The sequence below is a fragment of the Sphingomonas sp. Mn802worker genome, assembly GCF_000382485.1.
Taxonomy (GTDB): Bacteria; Pseudomonadota; Alphaproteobacteria; order Sphingomonadales; family Sphingomonadaceae; genus Sphingomonas.
The window spans coordinates 217,857-233,977 of record NZ_AORY01000015.1 but is presented as its reverse complement, the minus strand read 5'-3'; the positions used below and the strand labels follow the sequence as shown (position 1 = coordinate 233,977).

The window sequence follows — 16,121 nt, the reverse complement described above, 5'->3', positions numbered from 1 at the left end:
TCCCGCATTGTCGAGCATCGTGTCCGCAAGCAACCGCTTGAGCCTGGCGTTCTCCTCTTCGAGCAACCGCAGACGCTTCGCGTCGGACACCTCCAGGCCGCCGAACTTCGCCTTCCATGCCTAGTAGGTCGCGCTCGACATCCCATGCTTGCGGCACAGCTCCGTCACCACTGCACCCGCCTCGGCCTCCTTCAGAATGCCGATGATCTGCTCTTCCAAAAACTGCTTCCGCTTCATTCCGTCCCTCCCTTCGAGGGTCGGCCTCTAGGTCCAGGTGGATGAAGAAACGGGGGGCACGTCATGACCAGGACGAAGGCAACGCTGAAAGGACTGCAGCGCTCACCCGTGACAGGCAAGATGATCCCTCTCTTACTTCCTGAACGAACGGTCTGTTTTGCGCACGGTCCGCCCGAAAGCGGCCGGTCCGCAAACCATCAACGGCGGGCATTCGAGCTCCCAACCCCGCTTAACACATGTCCGCTTTCTAGCGACCGTCACCCGGAAGCAGCTGACACCAAACACGCAGGCACGCGTGCCACATTCAAAGGGCATTACGAAGGTTGTGACCAGCTCCTGTCCGGCGTTAATCAAACCTTGGTGTGTGTCACCGTGCTAATTACCTCGCTTATTGTGTTCCTAGCCCACGCCCGTAACTGTGTTTTACAACGATTACGAGGCAAGTGACCACGTTCCTTGGTGTGCGCGATTAGATACTCTTCAATCACTGGCAGCAATCAGGTCGGCCCGACGCGTCAAACGCGTAGCAGTCCGGCCAGCGGGCGGTCTGCGGTGGCTTGCGCGAACAAACCTCGCCTGACCCGCTCGGGATCTAGCGCGAGGCTTTCGGCGACCGCACCCGCGATCACGGCATCGAGCGCACTGGTCGGGCGCAGATCGCGTCCCTCGTAGAGGTTGGCGGGCGCCAGGCCGGGCCAGTCGGCGACGACGCGCCCACCCTTCACCTTGCCGCCCATCAGCATCGCGACCGAGCCGGTGCCATGGTCGGTGCCGCCGGTGCCGTTCACCGCCGCCGTGCGGCCGAACTCGGTCGCGACGAGCACGGTCGTCGTCGCCCACGCCGCACCGAGCCCGTCGCGCAATGCCCCGACCAGCGCGTCGAGGTTCTTCAGCTGACCCGCCAGCCGACCCTGTTGCGCATTGTGCGTGTCCCAACCGAGCGTCTCCAGCATGGCGATGCGGGGGCCGTTCGGCTTGGTAAGGAAGCTGGCGGTCAGGCGACCGAGGCTGGCGGGATCCTGTTTCGCGCCCAGATCGCCGGCGAGCCCCTGCGTCTCCAGCGCGGCGGCCCAGGGCGCATGCAATTGCGGATCGGCGGCGTAAAGCGCGGACACGCGCGTCATCAGGTCGTCGCCGGCATGCGGCAGCGCGGACGGCGCGTAGGACGCGACCTGCACCGCGCCGCGTAGCGCGGTCGGCACCGTCGGCGCGATCGCGATCGCTTCATCGGCCGAGCGCGGCAGCATCGCGATCAGCCGGTTCATCCAGCCATCGCGCACCGCATAGGGCTGCATGCCCCCGGTCTCGAGCACGTTCTGCCCGTCGAAGTGCGAGCGGTCGCGATAGGGGGACGCGACCGCGTGGACGAACAACGCCTGCCCTTGCGCGTACATCGCGGCGATCTGAACCAGCGCGGGGTGAAGCGTGAAGGTCGCGTCGAGTTTCGCGCCCACCGCATTGTCGCCGATCAACGACCCTCGAAGTGCCGAAAAGGCGGGGTCGCCGACGGGTCGCAGGATGTCGAGCCCGTCGGCCGCACCACGCTGGATGATGAAAACGAAGCGGCGCTCAATCGGCACGGTGGCAAGCGCAAGGCCGGGGGCGACGAACAGCGCGCCGGCACCCAGCGTGGCGGTCGAGAGGAACTGGCGGCGAGCGATCATGCGATCATCTCCTCAGGAAATCGGGTGAGACCAGCATCAGCGCGATCGCGCCCGCCGGGCTTTCGGAACGGGCGATTTGTTCAGCCGCGACGGCGGACAGGGACGCCGGCATGATCCGCGGCGCAACGACCCGCGCGTCGAGCGTCTGGCCGAGCGGCGCTGCAAGGCGTTGGGCGATCTCGACCCGGCGGAACAGCGCGTCCGACGCGGCCCAGCTTGCGGCGACATCGTCCCAGCCTGCGGGCGTGCCGGGTTTCCACACGCGCTGGCCAAGCTGCGTCTGCAGCGCGGCGATCTGCAGCGCGCCCACGTCACGGCGCCCGGTGCCGCGCAGCGCGGAGATCGTCCATTCCCACGGCGTCTTGAACTTGGTGGGCGTCGGTACCCACGCCTCGGACGAGGCGATCAGCGTGCGATAAAGCGTCGGCAGGTCTCCGTTGTTTGCGGCAAAGCTTTTGGCCAGCCGCGCGATCATCGCGGGCGGCGGATCGTCACCGGCAAAATGGCGCGCGAGCTTGGTCGCGACATGCGTCGCGGTCGTAGGCGCATGCGCGAAGTCCGCCAACGCCGCGCGTGCCTGTTCCTCGCCGTTTTGCGGATAGCGTTTGCCGAGGATCGTGCGGGTGCCGGGTTCGTGCTGGTTCGCGCGAAAGACGAAGCGGTTCGGATCGCCTTCCCCGCCCCGCCGCCTTTCCCCGCCCCGCTTATGCCATCGACCGACCAGCCCGTCAGCGCGCGCGCGAATTCGGTCACGTCGGCCTGGGTGTAGCCCGAGCGGACGCCGAGCGTGTGCAATTCCATGATCTCGCGCCCAAGATTTTCGTTCAAGCCGCGCTTGCGCAGCGGATTGCGCGCCGCACCGCGCAGCGCGGCCGGGCTGTCGGGGCCGATCGATTGCACCTGGTTGAGGTAGATCAGCATCGCCGGGTGCTGTTCCACCGCGAGCAGCATGTCGGAAAAGCGGCCGAGCACGTGCGGGCGGATCGCGTCGCGCTCGAACGCGGCGGCGAAGGCGGTGACCGGCGCGTTGTCGGCGGACACGCAGAAATGGTTCGACCAGAAATGCACCATCCGCTCGACGAACGGCGCTTCGGTCGCAAGCGCCGCGTCGGCGCGCGCGCGGACGCCTTCGTTGTAGAGCGCTTGCACATCCTGCCGGTAATCCTGCCGCGCGACCTTCAGCATCGCCTTTGCGTCGGCAGATGCTGCGGCCGGCGCTCCCGTCACCGCACCGTTGCCGGCACCTGCCTTCCGGGTCGCCTGCTGCTGCGCCCGGTAACGATCAACCAGCTCGCCTGCATCGGCCAGCGCGGCGTAGCGCGCCGGGCGCGGATCGAAGCGGTCGAACTGCTGCACGATCGACCGCGCGGGATCGGCGGGCACCGCGTCGTCCGGCCGTGCGCCGAGGCCGAAGCGGTTGAGCGCGATGGCGGCGGGCGACAGGCTTGCAGCCGGTGCGGGCATGATCGGTCCTTCGCTGTTCCTGTTGTCGCTTGAACGGACGTGCCGCGCATTTCCGTCGCGGCTATTCGTTGCGTGCATTTCCCTTGGCGGAACGGCGCGCCATCGCATCCGCCAGCTTCGCACGATCAGCCGCCGGCAAGCCCGCTGCGAACACGATTGCGCGTTGCTCCATCGCGGCACGGACCGCACTGTCCGCCGCGCGGGCACGCGCGAGCGCGGCGGCGACCGCGGCCTGATCGACCGGCGTTTGGCGCAGCAGGTCGGCGCCGGCCGTCTTGGCCGCGCGCGACGCCTCGATCGTCGGGCGTAGCGAGCGGCGTGTCTGGCGCAGCGCCTGACGGAACTGGCGCCGCTCGTCGAGCGGCAGCTCGGCCCCGGCGATCCGCAGTGAGCCTGCACCCACCATCCGCTTGCCGGTACGCAGCGAGGCATAACCCGCGACGAGCGCGCCGGCGAGAAACAGGTTGAGCATGACCGAGACGATCAGCGCGATACGGATGCGGGTCATCGCTCAGCCATCCACGCCGGCGACATCGCCGAACGACGTGCTGGCGGTCACCATGTCGATCGGTGCGACGACCGCGACCCCCGCCGCGCCCGCGACCGCGCCGGCAAGCGTCGCCGCGATGCCGATACCGGACCACCACCAGCGTTGCCTGCCGCCCGTTGTTCGCACAGCGACATGGCCCGTGACGCGCGCCGCCAGCGCGGGCGCGAATGCCGGAACGATCCAGTGATCAAGCCGCTCGTCGAGCGCGATCGCCTCAGCGAGGATGGCGCGTCCCTGCGCCGTCGCGGCAAAGCGCTGCGCCGCCAAGCGGTCACTGACCGGCCAGCGCGCCACGACGCCGCCGTAGGCATCGGCCAGGTCGCGGAAACGGTCGAGCGTGAGCGGATCAGTCATCTATCCTGCTTTCCTGCGGCGTCATCAGCCGTGTTCGCAACGTGCGTCGTCCCCTGGCGAGAAGCGATTCGAGCGCCTCAACGCTGACACCAAGCACCTCGGCCGCCTCCGCACCGGCGAGATCCTGATAATGGACCAGCAGGATCGCCTCGCGCTGCCGGTCGGGCAATTGCGCGATCGCGGCCGCCACCTGCCTGCCCCGCTCCGCGTCGAGCAACATGCCTTCCGCGTCAGGTGCCGGGTCGGGAAGGTCGGGCAGCGCATCACCCGTAACCTCGCGGCGGCGGCGCAGGCGGTCGCGACACAGGTTGAGCACGACCGTATGCAACCACGTATCGAAGCGCGCGCGGTCGCTTTTCCACGTCGATGCCACGCGCCACACCCGCGCAAAGGTTTCCTGCGCGATGTCCTCCGCCGCCGTTCGATCGCGCAGCATCCGTGTGGCGAGGCTGGTGATGCGCGGCAGTTTCGCGGCAACGAGCAGCCGGGTCGCGGCCGCGTCGCCGCGCCCGACGCGGGCGATCAGATCGGCGTCGGGATCGGGACCGCTCAACCCGGCGCTTTCCACCCATCGCCGCCCCTCACCTCATTCCTCCGGCGTCGCCGCCCGCTTCAATGCACGCGCCGCCGACCGCTCGGCCGCGCTCAGCACGCCGTCGCCGTTGGTGTCCAGGCGCGCGAACCGCCGTGCCGACATCGCCGCAATCTCCTGCCGGTCGATGAAGCCGTCGCCGTTGCGGTCAAGCTTGGCGAAGCGGCGTTCGGGATCACCCTTGCCCTTGGTGGCAGCGGCGAGGAACTCCGCCTTGCTCACCTTGCCATCGCCGTCGGTGTCGGCGGCGAGCATCCGCCGCTCACGCTTGGCGGTGAAAGCCTGCAGCGTCAGGCCCCGTCCGGTCTGGGCCGTCGCCGCGTCACCCTGCGCGGCTTGCGGCACCACCTGCCCGCACGCCATGGTGGGCAGCAGCAGGAACAATCCGGCCATCGCCGCACAATATGGCTTCTTGATCAATGTCACGATGCCTGTCCTCGTCATCATTGCGCCAGTGCTGAGCCCGCACGGGCGACGCGGACGCCGCCCGTGCGGTCAGGGTCAACGATAGCGCCAGCCACCATGCCAGCGATAGCGGTGGTCCCAGAAGCGGTTCGAGTACCAGTAGCCGCGGCCGGGATAATAACGGTGCACGACATAGCCCCTCCCACCGTAACCAGGCCCGACATAGCCCGGCCCGCGATTGGGCACGCAGCGGCCATAGTAACCACGGTGGAAACCCGGACCGCAGCCCTGACGCGCCTCGGCCGGGGCGCTTGCCATCAACGTGCCGCCCAGCACGGTTGCCATCAACAGAAGCGTCTTCATCGACGATACTCCTTCACGCTTCGCCGCTCCACGGCGACGACGACGGGTTGAACGGCGCTGGTCGACCGATCCGTCGCTGCTCGACGCAAAGTTTTGGCTAAATCGTTCGATCAGAGCGGCAGTCACAAGGAGCGATAGGCCGCCGGGTCGATGCCGTGACGCGCCATCTTCTCGTACAAGGTCTTGCGCGGGATGCCGAGGATCGCGAGTGCGTTGGCGACGTGCCCGCCGGTTGCCGTCAGCGTGTCGACAATGACCGACGCCTCGAACCGCGCGACACGATCGCGCAGGCCGCCCGCATCCGCGGCGTCACTGCCGGAGGCGAGGACGCTCGCGAAGGCGTAGTTGCGCAACTCGCGGACGTTGCCCGGCCAATCGTGCGTCAGCAGACGATGCCGCGCTTCGGGCGTGATCAGATAGTCTTCGCGTCCGAGCGACTGTTTCGCCTCTTCGATGAAGTGGGTGAAGAGCAACGTCGCATCCGTATCGCGCGCGCGCAACGGCGGCACGACGAGGCGTGCCTGTGCCAGCCGGTGGAACAGGTCGGCGCGAAAGCGGCCATCGGCGACCGCCTGTTCGAGCCCCGGCGCGCTGGTGGCAACCAGCCGCAGGTTGACCGGATCGCTCCAGTTCGCGCCGCGCGGCTGCACTTCGCGTTCCTCGACCACGCGCAGCAGCCGCGCCTGGATCGCGGCTGGCAAGCAATCGACCGCGTCGAGCAGCAGGGTGCCGTTGTTCGATGCGACGATCTGCCCGCTGCGTCGCGCGTCGCCGAACAGCTCAAGCTCGCCCGCCTCGCCGTCCAGCGCGGCGCAGTCGACGACGACGAAGGGGCGGGTGCCACGTCGGCCCAGCCGGTGGAGCAACCGCGCGACCAGGTCCTTGCCGGTGCCCGTTTCGCCCTCGATCAGCACATCGACCGACAGATCGGCGAGCTCACGCACCGAGCGCCTGAGGTGGAGCATCGCCGGCGTGTTGCCGATCAGCGGATCGTCGCTCCCCTGCGCCGCATCGCGCAGGCGGCGGTTCTCCATCACCAGCGCGCGCCGGTCCAGCCCGCGGCGGATCGCGGCGACGAGCTGCTCGGTCGCGAACGGCTTTGTCACGAAGTCGAACGCGCCATCACGCAGCGCCGACACCGCCATCGGCACGTCGCCATGCCCGGTGACGAGGATGACGGGCAGATCGGGGTCGAGCATGCGCAGTCGCGCCAGCAGCTGAAAACCGTCCATGCCGGGCATGCGGATGTCGGACACGACAATGCCCGAAAAATCGCCGCCAATCGCGCCCAGCGCCGGTTCCGCGCGCGCGAACGCATCGACCGCGAAGCCGGCGAGGTCGAGCGCCTGTTCGGTCGCGAGCCGCAGCGCATGATCGTCCTCGATCAACAGCACCCGCTCGCTCATGCCGACCTCCTGAGCGTCAGCACGAACCCCGCGCCGGACAGATGCGGCGCGTCGTCGAGCGCGAGCTCACCGCCGAACTCACGCGCGATGTCGCGCGCGATCGCGAGGCCAAGCCCGAGGCCATCGGGCCGACCGGTGACGAACGGGGTGAACAGCGTGTCGCGCACCTCCGGATCGACTCCGGGACCATCGTCCGAGACCCGGACCGCAACCCGTTCGCCCGATACCGCGACGCCAAGGTGGATCAACTGCCGCTCGCGTCCCGCGACCGCGTCGAGCGCGTTCTGCGTCAGATTGACCAGCACCTGTTCCAGCCGGATGCGGTCGCCTATGACACGCACGTCGCGCACACCCGCGGGCGCGTCGATCGTCATGGCACCGCGAACGCGCTCCCCCATCAGCAGCAGCAGCCCGTCGATCACCTCGCCCACGCTCGTGTCACCAGCCGTGCCGCGCCGCCGCCGTGCGAAGGCGCGCAGTTCGCCGGTGATCGCCCCGATCCGGTCGGTCAGCGCGATGATATGGCCGAGGTTCTCGCGCGCGCGATCGGGCGCGGCGCGGTCGAGCAGGACCGCGCCATTCTCCGCAAAGGTGCGGATCGCGGCAACGGGCTGGTTGATCTCGTGCGCGACACCCGCCGTGATCTGCCCCAGCGAGCCGAGCCGGCTGGCGAGCGCCAGTTCCTCGCGTGCGGTGCGATAGCGACGATCGGCGGCGAGCCGTTCGGCCGATTCGACGCTCAGCCGCGCGTTGGCGTCGCTCAGCTCGGCCGTGCGTACCGCGACCTCGCGTTCCAAATTCGCCTGCGCGGCACGCTGCAATCGCCGCCGCTCACCCGACCGCCACGCCGCGCCACCCGCCAGCGCAACGACGAACAACAACGCCAGCGCCCACAAGGTCGCCTGCTGCCGCGCCGCCGTCAGCGCGGGTGCGATCGGTGCCAGATGCAGCACCTCGCCGTCCGCGAGCGGCGAGGCGACCCGCGCCAGCCGGTAGCCGACCGGCTCGCCCGGCGCGTTCGCGTCCTTGCCGGTGATGGTGAGCGGGATGCGTAGCGGGGCCGTTTGGCGAAATCGCTGCGTTCGCATCGCTGTCGCAGTGGGGTTACCGACTGCGCGGAAGCGCCAGTCGGGCTGGCTGGTCACCAGCACGACGCCGGCACGATCTGTCGCCACGCTGACGCCGGCGGTGCGCGCCCATTGCGCCTCCACGCGGTCGAACTCGACCTTGACGACGACGACGCCCAAAGTGCGGCCATCGCGCACGACACGGCGCGACAGGTAGAGGCCGGGACGGCCGCTGACCGTGCCGAGCGCGAACAATTCGGCCGAGCCGCGCTGCATCGCGTCGATGAAATAGGGACGAAAGCCGTAATCCTGCCCGACGAAGCTGGTCGGCAAGCGCCAGTTGCTCGCCGCCACCGTCCGCCCGGTACGATCGATCGCGTAGATCACCGCGGCATTGGTGCGACCGGCAAGCAGTTCGAGCGTGCGGTCGAGCCGATCACGCGCGCCTTCGCCCGCCAGCGCAGCGGCGACGTCGGGATATTCGACCAGCACCAGCGGCAGTAGGCGGAATTTTTCCAGCTCGCTCGACAACAGCCCCGCGTGGTTGGCGGCGATCGTCGCGGCGGCGACATCGGTGTCCGCGCGCGCGCGCGCCTCGGTCCAGCGCCACCCGATCCATCCGAGCGCCGCACACGCCAGGCTCGCCAAAACGACGAACAGGATCGAGCGCCGCCAATGTGCGGTTTTCCACACACTTTCGTGTCCGACAGCGCCGTCCGACATGGCTAGCCGAACACGCCCACGCCTCGCCCACCCGACATTTCCGCCAAGATCACAGCTACTTGCCCCTCTTGTCGCCCCGATGTGGTGCGTGCTTCATCCTTCTCTACACTGTACGCAACGTTCCGCCCACGAGAACGCGGAAAAGGTGAGGATCATGAACGGCCCGTCTGTCAGCCAGAACGCACATTCGAGCGACGCCCATGCGGCGGCGGCGCGTCGGCCGTTCTACACGCACCTTTACGCGCAGGTGCTGTTCGCGATCCTGCTCGGCGCGCTGATCGGGCACTTCCGTCCCGAGACGGGCGAAGCGCTGAAGCCGCTGGGTGACGCCTTCATCAAGCTGGTGAAGATGGTGATCGCACCGGTTATTTTCCTGACGCTAGTCAGCGGCATCGCGGGCATGAAGGAGCTCGGCGCAGTCGGCCGCGTCGCGGGCAAGGCCTTCGCCTATTTTCTGTTCTTCTCCACGCTGGCGCTGATCGTCGGGCTGATCGTCGCCAATGTGGTGCGGCCGGGCGCGGGGATGAACATCAATCCCGCCGGGCTCGATGCCGGCGCGATCGCGGGCTACGCGCACCAGGCGCACGAGACGACGCTGACCGGGTTCCTGCTCGGCATCATCCCCGACACGCTCGTCTCCGCGTTGATCCAGGGCAACATCCTGCAGGTGCTGCTGGTCGCGATCCTGACCGGCATCACGATCAGCCTGGTGGGCGAGCCGGCGCAGCCCGTGCTCGACCTGATCGAGCGGCTGGGCACGATCGTCTTCCGCCTGACCGGCATCCTGATGCGCGCCGCGCCGATCGGCGCGTTCGGCGCGATCGCGTTCACCGTCGGCAAATACGGGGCGGGCAGCCTCGTCAATCTGGGCGGGCTGGTCGCGACGTTCTACGCGACATCGCTGCTGTTCGTGCTGGTGGTGCTCGGCACGGTCGCGCGGCTGCACGGCTTCTCGATCCTGAAGCTGATCGCGTATCTGAAGGCGGAGCTGCTGCTCGTGCTCGGCACCTCGTCGTCGGAAGCCGCGCTGCCCAATCTGATCGCCAAGCTGGAGGCGGCGGGATGCGACCGCGGCGTCGTCGGCCTCGTGGTGCCGACTGGCTATTCGTTCAACCTCGACGGCACCAACATCTACATGACGCTTGCTGCGCTGTTCATCGCGCAGGCGTGCAACGTCGACCTGACGCTGGGCCAGCAATTGCTGCTGCTCGGCGTCGCCATGCTGTCATCGAAGGGCGCGGCGGGGGTGACCGGTGCGGGGTTCATCACACTCGCCGCCACCTTGTCGATCGTGCCGTCAGTGCCGGTCGCGGGCATGGCGCTGATCCTCGGCGTCGACCGGTTCATGTCGGAATGCCGGAGTCTCACCAATTTCATCGGCAACGGCGTCGCCGCGATCGTCGTCGCGCGCTGGGAAGGCAAGCTCGATCTCGATCGCCTGCGCGCCACGCTCAACAACGAGGAGCCCGTTCAGAAGGCTCCCGCCACCACGATACAGGGAGAGTGATTGTGAACCGTTTCCAACACCTGCTGGCGGGCACCAGCATGCTCGCGGCACTCGTCGCCGCCAGTGGCGCAACCGCGCAGACTACGCCGGCACCGGCGCAGGAAGCCGTACCCGGCCTCGCCGAGGCGACGCCGCAGGCCGATCCAAGTCCCGATACCGCCGCACAGGCGCCCGAGCCGGTCGCCGACATCGTCGTCGTCGGTACGCAGATCAAGGGCGCGAGCGCGACCGCCGCGCTGCCCGTCACGGTGATCGACCAGTCGCAGATCGACGCCACCGGCGCGCTGTCGGGCGACGAGCTGTTCCGTTCGATCCCGCAGGTCGGCGACGTGACGTTCAACGAGGCACAGGGCGCGCAGACGTCGAACTCGGCACGCGGCGACGTCAATTCGATCAACCTGCGCAATCTGGGCGTCGGCAACACGCTGGTTCTGCTCAATGGCCGGCGCCTCGTCCAGCATCCGACCAGCCAGGCGGGCGACGGCAACGTGCCCGTGCTCGGCTACAATTCCAACTCGCTGCCGGTCGCGGGCATCCAGCGGCTGGAGGTGCTGCGCGACGGCGCGGCCGCAATCTACGGCGCGGACGCGGTCGCAGGCGTGGTCAACACCGTGACGAAGGACAAGTTCGACGGCGGCAGCCTCGACTATCGCTTCGGCTTTGCGGAAGGGACCCACCGCAAGGAATTGCAGGTGACGGGCACCTACGGCAAGAATTTCGACGAAGACCGCGGCAACGTGTCGGTGTTCCTCGACTATACGCGCCGCACCGCGCAGCTGCCGCAGGATCAGGATTACACCGCCAGCGATAATCTGCTGCCGCTGTTCGCGAACGATCCCGCTTTCGCCGGCAACCTCGCCGCCGATGGACGCGCGACGCAATCGCCGTGGGCGAACCTGGCGGTGGTCGGAGGACCCGGCACGATCCGCCGCGGGACGACCGCGCTGACCTCGGCGGCGGGCGCGTTCCACACGCAGTCGGCGGCGAACCCAGGCTGCGCGTACATCCTGAACGGCAACACCTGCTACGGCACCGGCACGCGCGCGACCGCGTCGACGCTCAGGTCGGAGCGGTTCGACACGCGCCCGGGCACCACCGTGACGCCGTCGTTCAACCGCTACAATACGTTCCTGTCGGCGCATTACGACGTGTCGAACGCGCTGACCTTCTACACCGAGCTGGGTTACTACCAGGCCGATACGGTGCGTATCCAGCCGCCGACGATCAACCTGAACGCGATCGTCATCCCCGCGTCCAATTACTGGAACCCGTTCGGCCCGGTGCGCTTCGCCGACGGGACGCTCAACCCCAACCGCATCCCCGGCCTGACCAACGTACCCGCCGCCGGTCTGCCGGTACGGCTCAGTACCTACCGCTTCGTCGATGCCGGGCAGCAGCGCGTCGACGTAGCCAACTGGCAGTCGCGCTTCCTGGGTGGCGCGCGCGGCAAGATCGGCAGCTTCGATTTCGACAGCGCGCTGCTCTATTCGGAAGCCAAGTCGACCGATCGCTCCAACGCGATCAACATGACGCGGCTGCAGCAGAACCTCGCGCTCTCGACGCCGGACGCGTACAATCCGTTCTCGGGCGGTTGCTCGGCGACGCCCTCGGTCGGCGATTGCTCGCCGTCCAGCCAGGCATCGATCGACAGCTTCTCGTTCGACCTCGTCCGCCGCAGCAAGACGACGCTGGCGCTGGGCGATTTCAAGCTGTCGAACGCCAGCCTGTTCGCGTTGCCCGGCGGCAACGTCGGCGTGGCGCTGGGCGTCGAGGCGCGGCGCGAGACGCAGGCCGATATCCGCGACGACAATCTGAACGGCACCAACATCTTCCGCGACGCAGTGACCGGCGAGGTCAATTTGTCGAACGTCGCGGCGGTCAGCCCGACGCCCAGCGTCTACGGCCGGCGCACCGTCTTCTCCGCGTTCGGTGAGCTCGCCGTCCCGATTGCCTCGCCCGAAATGGGCGTGCCGCTGATGCATCGCTTCGACGTGCAGCTCGCCGGGCGGTACGAGCATTACAGCGACTTCGGCTCGGTCGCGAAGCCCAAGATCGCCGCCGCCTGGGACCTGGTCGAGGGGTTCCGCCTGCGCGCCTCCGCATCCAAGGGGTTCCGTGCGCCCAACCTCGAGCAGGTCAACACGACGCGCTATTCGCGGCTCGGCTCCAACACCGACTTCATCCGCTGCGAGGCGGACCTGCGTTCAGGGCGGATCGCGACGTTCAATGCTTGCGGCCGCGCCAACAGCTACCAGATTGCGGTGTCGGGCAATCAAGACCTGAAGCCCGAGGACAGCACCAACTGGACCGTCGGCACGGTGCTGCAACCCGCGTTCATTCCGCGCAAATACGGGCGTCTCACGCTGACCGCCGATTTCTGGTCAATCAAGCAGGTCGGCATCGTCGGGCAGTTCGGCGCGCAGAACGCGCTGGTGCTCGACTATCTGCTGCGCCAGCAAGGGTCGTCCAACCCGAACGTCATTCGCGCGGCGCCGACCGCCGACGACACGCCGTTGTTCGCCGGCACCGGCATCGCGCCCGCGGGCACGATCACGCAGATCAACGACCAGTTCGTCAACCTGCTGCCGCAGACGGTACAGGGCCTCGATCTCGCGCTGCTCTACAATGTGCGCACCGACGTGGGTAAGTTCGATCTGGCGATCAACGGCGCGCGTTTGACCAAGTTCAGCCGCGACACCCCGCCCGCGGTGCAGGCCCTGTTCGACGCGCGCGCGGCGGGCCAGATCAATGCCGCCACCCCGCTGACCGACGCACGCGACCTGTTGCAGGACCGCGGTCGCCCGAAATGGCGCGTGACCGGTTCGCTCACCTGGTCGCTCGATCAGTGGCAGGTCGGCGCGTTCGCCAATTACATCGGCCCGGTCAACGACACCAACTTCCTAGACACCGACGGCAATCCCTACGTCGTCGACGGCACCACGACGTTCAACCTGTACGGCCAGTACCGCGTCAAGGGCGGGTTCATGGACGACACGCGGCTGCGCATCGGCGTGCGCAACCTTTTCGACAAGCAGCCGCCGGTCACCGCCGACGGCTATCTCGGCTCGCTCTACGTGCCCTACGCGCGTTACTGGTACCTGACCGTTGGGAAGCGTTTCTGATGCTACGCCTGCTCGCCACCATTTCGCTCCTCGCCGCCACGCCCGCCTTCGCGCAGCAGGCGCCGCCAGCCCCGGCCCCGGCCCCGGCCCCCGCCTCGACCGCGCGGACGAGTGCACCGATCCGCGTGCTGTTCATCGGCAACAGCTTCACGCAGGGCGCGCATTCGGCGGTGCGCAACTGGCATGCGGGAACGGTCACCGACCTCAACCGCGCCGGCTACGGCGGGGTGCCGGCCTTGTTCAAGGCGTTCGCCGACCAGGCCGGGCTCAACTATGAGGTCAGCCTGGAGACGCAGGGCGGCAAGACGCTCGGCTTCCACTATGACGAGCGGCGGCAGCTGTTCGACCGTGCGTGGGACGTGGTGGTGTTGCAGGAACTGTCGACGCTCAACCGCGCGCGCCCCGGCGACGCGACCGACTACGTCCGCGATGTCGGTCGGCTGACGCGGCTGCTCACCGCACGCAACCCGCGCGTGCGCGTCGAACTGATGTCGACGTGGAGCCGCGCGGATCTCGCCTATCGTGGGCAGGGCCGCTGGGCGGGCAAGCCGATCGCGACGATGGCGCTCGACCTGCGCGCCGCCGCCGATCAGGCGCGCGCCGCCACCCCGGGCGTCACGGGCGTGCTGCCGGTCGGACAGGCGTGGAACCGCGCCTTTGCACGGGGGGTCGCCGATCCGAACCCGTATGACGGCATCGCGTTCGGGCAGGCCGACCTGTGGACCTACGACCAATATCACGCCAGCGCCGCGGGCTATTACCTCGAAGCGTTGATCGTGTTCGGGCAGCTGACCGGCGTCGACCCGCGCACGCTCGGCCGGAGCGAGCGATCGGCCGACGAGCTCGGCCTGTCGGAGGACATGGCGGCGGCGTTGCAGGCAATCGCGTCGGACGAGCTGCGCGCCGCCCGCTGACCGCTCACGCGTCCGGCAGCGCGTACCCCGCCATACGCTGCCGCAGCAGTCTCTTGTCGATCTTGCCCGTCGCGCCGAGCGGGATCTCATCAACCACGACGACGTCGTCGGGCATCCACCAGCGCGCGATTCTACCGTCAAGGAAGGCGAGCAGCTCCGCCTTGCCGCAGGTCGCGCCGGCGTGGCGCTGGATCAGCAGGATCGGCCGCTCGTCCCATTTCGGATGCGCGACGCCGATCACCGCGGCAAGCGCGACCTCCGGGTGGCCGACGGCGATATTCTCGATCTCGATCGAGCTGATCCACTCGCCGCCTGATTTGACGATGTCCTTGGCGCGATCGGTGATCTGCATGTAGCCTGCTGCGTCGATCGTCGACACGTCGCCGGTGTCGAAAAACCCTTCCTCGTCGAGCACGTCGCCGCCCTCGCCGCCGAAATAGCCGCTGGTGATCGTCGGACCCTTGATCATCAACCGACCGGCGGTACGCCCATCGTGCGGCAAACGGTTGCCCGAGTCGTCGGCCAGCTTGAACTCCAGCCCGCAGACCAGCCGCCCCTGCATCCCCTTGCGCCGCACCTGCTCGTCGTATGGCTGTTGCAGCACCTCGGGGCTTGGCGTCGACAAGGTCGCGAGCGGCGACGTCTCGGTCATGCCCCAGCCCTGCACCACCTCGACGCCGTAATCGTCCTGGAATGCGCGGATCAGTGCCTCAGGCGGCGCAGAGCCACCGATCACCACGCGCTTCAACGTCGAGAAGCGCGCCCCGCTCGCGCGCAGGTACTGGAGCAGCCCCTGCCACACGGTCGGAACGGCGGCGGAAAAGGTCACGCCCTCGTCCTCGATCAGCCGGTAGATCGACTCGCCATCCATCCGCGCACCCGGCAGCACCAGCTTGGCGCCGACCGCCGGCGCGGAATAGACCACGCCCCAGGCATTGGCATGGTACATCGGCACCACCAGCAGCACCGTGTCGCGCGCCGTCAGCGCGAGCGCGTCGGCCTGCAACGTCATCATCGTGTGCAAATAGTTGGATCGGTGCGAGTAGAGCACGCCCTTCGGGTTGCCCGTCGTGCCCGAGGTATAGCACAGCCCGCACGCCAGCCGCTCGTCGAACCCGCCCCAGGCATATTCGGCCGGCTCGTCCGCGATCCAGTCATCGAAGGCGACGGAAGGGTAATCGGTCGCAGGCAGGTCGGCGGCGGCACACAGGAACACCACCCGCTCGATCGACGGCGCGGCGGCGAGCAGCGGTGCGATCAATGGCGCACAGGCCGGATCGGCGAGCAGGATGCGATCGCCCGCGTGGCTCGCGATATAGGCGATCTGTTCGGGGAACAGCCGCGGGTTGAGCGTGTGGAGCACAGCGCCCATGTTGGTCGCGCCGTACCAGGCGGCGAGGTGCCGCGCGCTGTTCCACCCCATCGTCGCGACCCGGTCACCCTGCCCGATCCCGGCGCGAGCGAGCGCGTTCGACACGCGCTTGGCGGTCGTGTGCAGCCAGGCATAGTCGAGCCGGGTGACGCTGCCGTCCGCCTCGCGCGCCACGATCTCGCGCGCGCCGTGCCAGGTGTTCGCGTGGTTGAGAAAGCCGTCGACCGTCAGTGGCACGTCCTGCATCAATCCGAACAGCGGCTGCGTCATGGCGTCAACTCTCCTATTCACACCGGCTGTGTCGCCGGTTCCGTGCCTTGTGGCCGTTTCCGCCCCAACTTGTCGTGTTTCGTTTGGTGTCGCCAGCCCGCTTACGTAAAT

13 protein-coding genes and 2 pseudogenes are annotated in these 16,121 nt (G+C 68.2%); 3 read left to right on the top strand and 12 right to left on the bottom strand.

The window, feature by feature from the left end; genetic code table 11:
* From SMN802W_RS17290 to SMN802W_RS0114515, 11 genes and pseudogenes are all read right to left on the bottom strand, one after another.
* Nucleotides 1-237: pseudogene (locus tag SMN802W_RS17290) on the bottom strand (transposase); the annotation flags it as partial.
* A gap of 515 nt (nucleotides 238-752) precedes the next feature.
* Complete coding sequence (locus tag SMN802W_RS0114555) at nucleotides 753-1,901, bottom strand: DUF1501 domain-containing protein (protein ID WP_019517653.1); 1,149 nt, start codon at nucleotides 1,899-1,901, stop codon at nucleotides 753-755.
* A 4-nt stretch (nucleotides 1,902-1,905) separates the two neighbouring features.
* A complete protein-coding gene (locus SMN802W_RS19025) occupies nucleotides 1,906-2,517 on the bottom strand; it encodes a DUF1800 family protein (RefSeq protein WP_443209014.1) in 612 nt (203 codons plus the stop codon).
* A gap of 122 nt (nucleotides 2,518-2,639) precedes the next feature.
* Nucleotides 2,640-3,365: pseudogene (locus SMN802W_RS19020) on the bottom strand (DUF1800 family protein); the annotation flags it as partial.
* A 61-nt stretch (nucleotides 3,366-3,426) separates the two neighbouring features.
* Entirely contained in the window at nucleotides 3,427-3,873 is a 447-nt protein-coding gene (locus SMN802W_RS0114545) for a periplasmic heavy metal sensor (protein WP_019517652.1), read from the bottom strand.
* 3 nt (nucleotides 3,874-3,876) lie between these two features.
* Nucleotides 3,877-4,269: a hypothetical protein gene (locus SMN802W_RS0114540; RefSeq protein WP_019517651.1), complete on the bottom strand. Its 393-nt coding sequence runs from the start codon at nucleotides 4,267-4,269 to the stop codon at nucleotides 3,877-3,879.
* Nucleotides 4,262-4,822 carry an RNA polymerase sigma factor gene (locus SMN802W_RS0114535; protein WP_019517650.1) on the bottom strand — a complete coding sequence of 187 codons (561 nt, stop codon included), beginning with the start codon at nucleotides 4,820-4,822 and terminating at the stop codon, nucleotides 4,262-4,264. Before SMN802W_RS0114535 ends, SMN802W_RS0114540 begins: the two co-directional genes overlap by 8 nt.
* A 33-nt stretch (nucleotides 4,823-4,855) precedes the next feature.
* Complete coding sequence (locus SMN802W_RS0114530) at nucleotides 4,856-5,287, bottom strand: EF-hand domain-containing protein (protein WP_238560218.1); 432 nt, start codon at nucleotides 5,285-5,287, stop codon at nucleotides 4,856-4,858.
* 75 nt (nucleotides 5,288-5,362) lie between these two features.
* Nucleotides 5,363-5,629, bottom strand: coding sequence for a GCG_CRPN prefix-to-repeats domain-containing protein (locus SMN802W_RS0114525; protein WP_019517648.1), 267 nt, complete (start codon nucleotides 5,627-5,629; stop codon nucleotides 5,363-5,365).
* A 122-nt stretch (nucleotides 5,630-5,751) separates the two neighbouring features.
* Entirely contained in the window at nucleotides 5,752-7,035 is a 1,284-nt protein-coding gene (locus SMN802W_RS0114520; RefSeq protein WP_019517647.1) for a sigma-54-dependent transcriptional regulator, read from the bottom strand.
* The gene (locus SMN802W_RS0114515; protein WP_026326164.1) at nucleotides 7,032-8,795 is read right to left on the bottom strand and encodes a sensor histidine kinase; all 1,764 of its coding nucleotides are present in this window, start codon (nucleotides 8,793-8,795) and stop codon (nucleotides 7,032-7,034) included. Before SMN802W_RS0114515 ends, SMN802W_RS0114520 begins: the two co-directional genes overlap by 4 nt.
* Nucleotides 8,796-8,979: 184 nt before the next feature.
* On the opposite strand from SMN802W_RS0114515, the gene SMN802W_RS17280 reads away from it, so the two are divergent.
* From SMN802W_RS17280 to SMN802W_RS0114500, 3 genes are read left to right on the top strand one after another with little or no spacing between them, the layout of a single operon-like run.
* Complete coding sequence (locus SMN802W_RS17280; RefSeq protein WP_019517645.1) at nucleotides 8,980-10,332, top strand: dicarboxylate/amino acid:cation symporter; 1,353 nt, start codon at nucleotides 8,980-8,982, stop codon at nucleotides 10,330-10,332.
* Between the two features lie 2 nt (nucleotides 10,333-10,334).
* Entirely contained in the window at nucleotides 10,335-13,454 is a 3,120-nt protein-coding gene (locus SMN802W_RS0114505) for a TonB-dependent receptor domain-containing protein (RefSeq protein ID WP_202951024.1), read from the top strand.
* Nucleotides 13,454-14,368, top strand: coding sequence for a hypothetical protein (locus SMN802W_RS0114500; protein ID WP_019517643.1), 915 nt, complete (start codon nucleotides 13,454-13,456; stop codon nucleotides 14,366-14,368). Before SMN802W_RS0114505 ends, SMN802W_RS0114500 begins: the two co-directional genes overlap by 1 nt.
* Before the next feature lie 4 nt (nucleotides 14,369-14,372).
* Here SMN802W_RS0114500 and SMN802W_RS0114495 read toward each other — a convergent pair whose 3' ends face one another.
* Entirely contained in the window at nucleotides 14,373-16,010 is a 1,638-nt protein-coding gene (locus SMN802W_RS0114495) for a long-chain-fatty-acid--CoA ligase (protein ID WP_019517642.1), read from the bottom strand.
* Between the last annotated feature and the right edge of the window lie 111 nt (nucleotides 16,011-16,121).

Bases quoted from the DNA above. Each gene is read 5' to 3' on its own strand.
- SMN802W_RS0114555 (WP_019517653.1), bottom strand. From the start codon at position 1,901: ATGATCGCTCGCCGCCAGTTCCTCTCGACCGCCACGCTGGGTGCCGGC.
- SMN802W_RS0114545 (WP_019517652.1), bottom strand. From the start codon at position 3,873: ATGACCCGCATCCGTATCGCGCTGATCGTCTCGGTCATGCTCAACCTG.
- SMN802W_RS0114540 (WP_019517651.1), bottom strand. From the start codon at position 4,269: ATGACTGATCCGCTCACGCTCGACCGTTTCCGCGACCTGGCCGATGCC.
- SMN802W_RS0114525 (WP_019517648.1), bottom strand. From the start codon at position 5,629: ATGAAGACGCTTCTGTTGATGGCAACCGTGCTGGGCGGCACGTTGATG.
- SMN802W_RS0114520 (WP_019517647.1), bottom strand. From the start codon at position 7,035: ATGAGCGAGCGGGTGCTGTTGATCGAGGACGATCATGCGCTGCGGCTC.
- SMN802W_RS17280 (WP_019517645.1), top strand. From the start codon at position 8,980: ATGAACGGCCCGTCTGTCAGCCAGAACGCACATTCGAGCGACGCCCAT.
- SMN802W_RS0114500 (WP_019517643.1), top strand. From the start codon at position 13,454: ATGCTACGCCTGCTCGCCACCATTTCGCTCCTCGCCGCCACGCCCGCC.
- SMN802W_RS0114495 (WP_019517642.1), bottom strand. From the start codon at position 16,010: ATGACGCAGCCGCTGTTCGGATTGATGCAGGACGTGCCACTGACGGTC.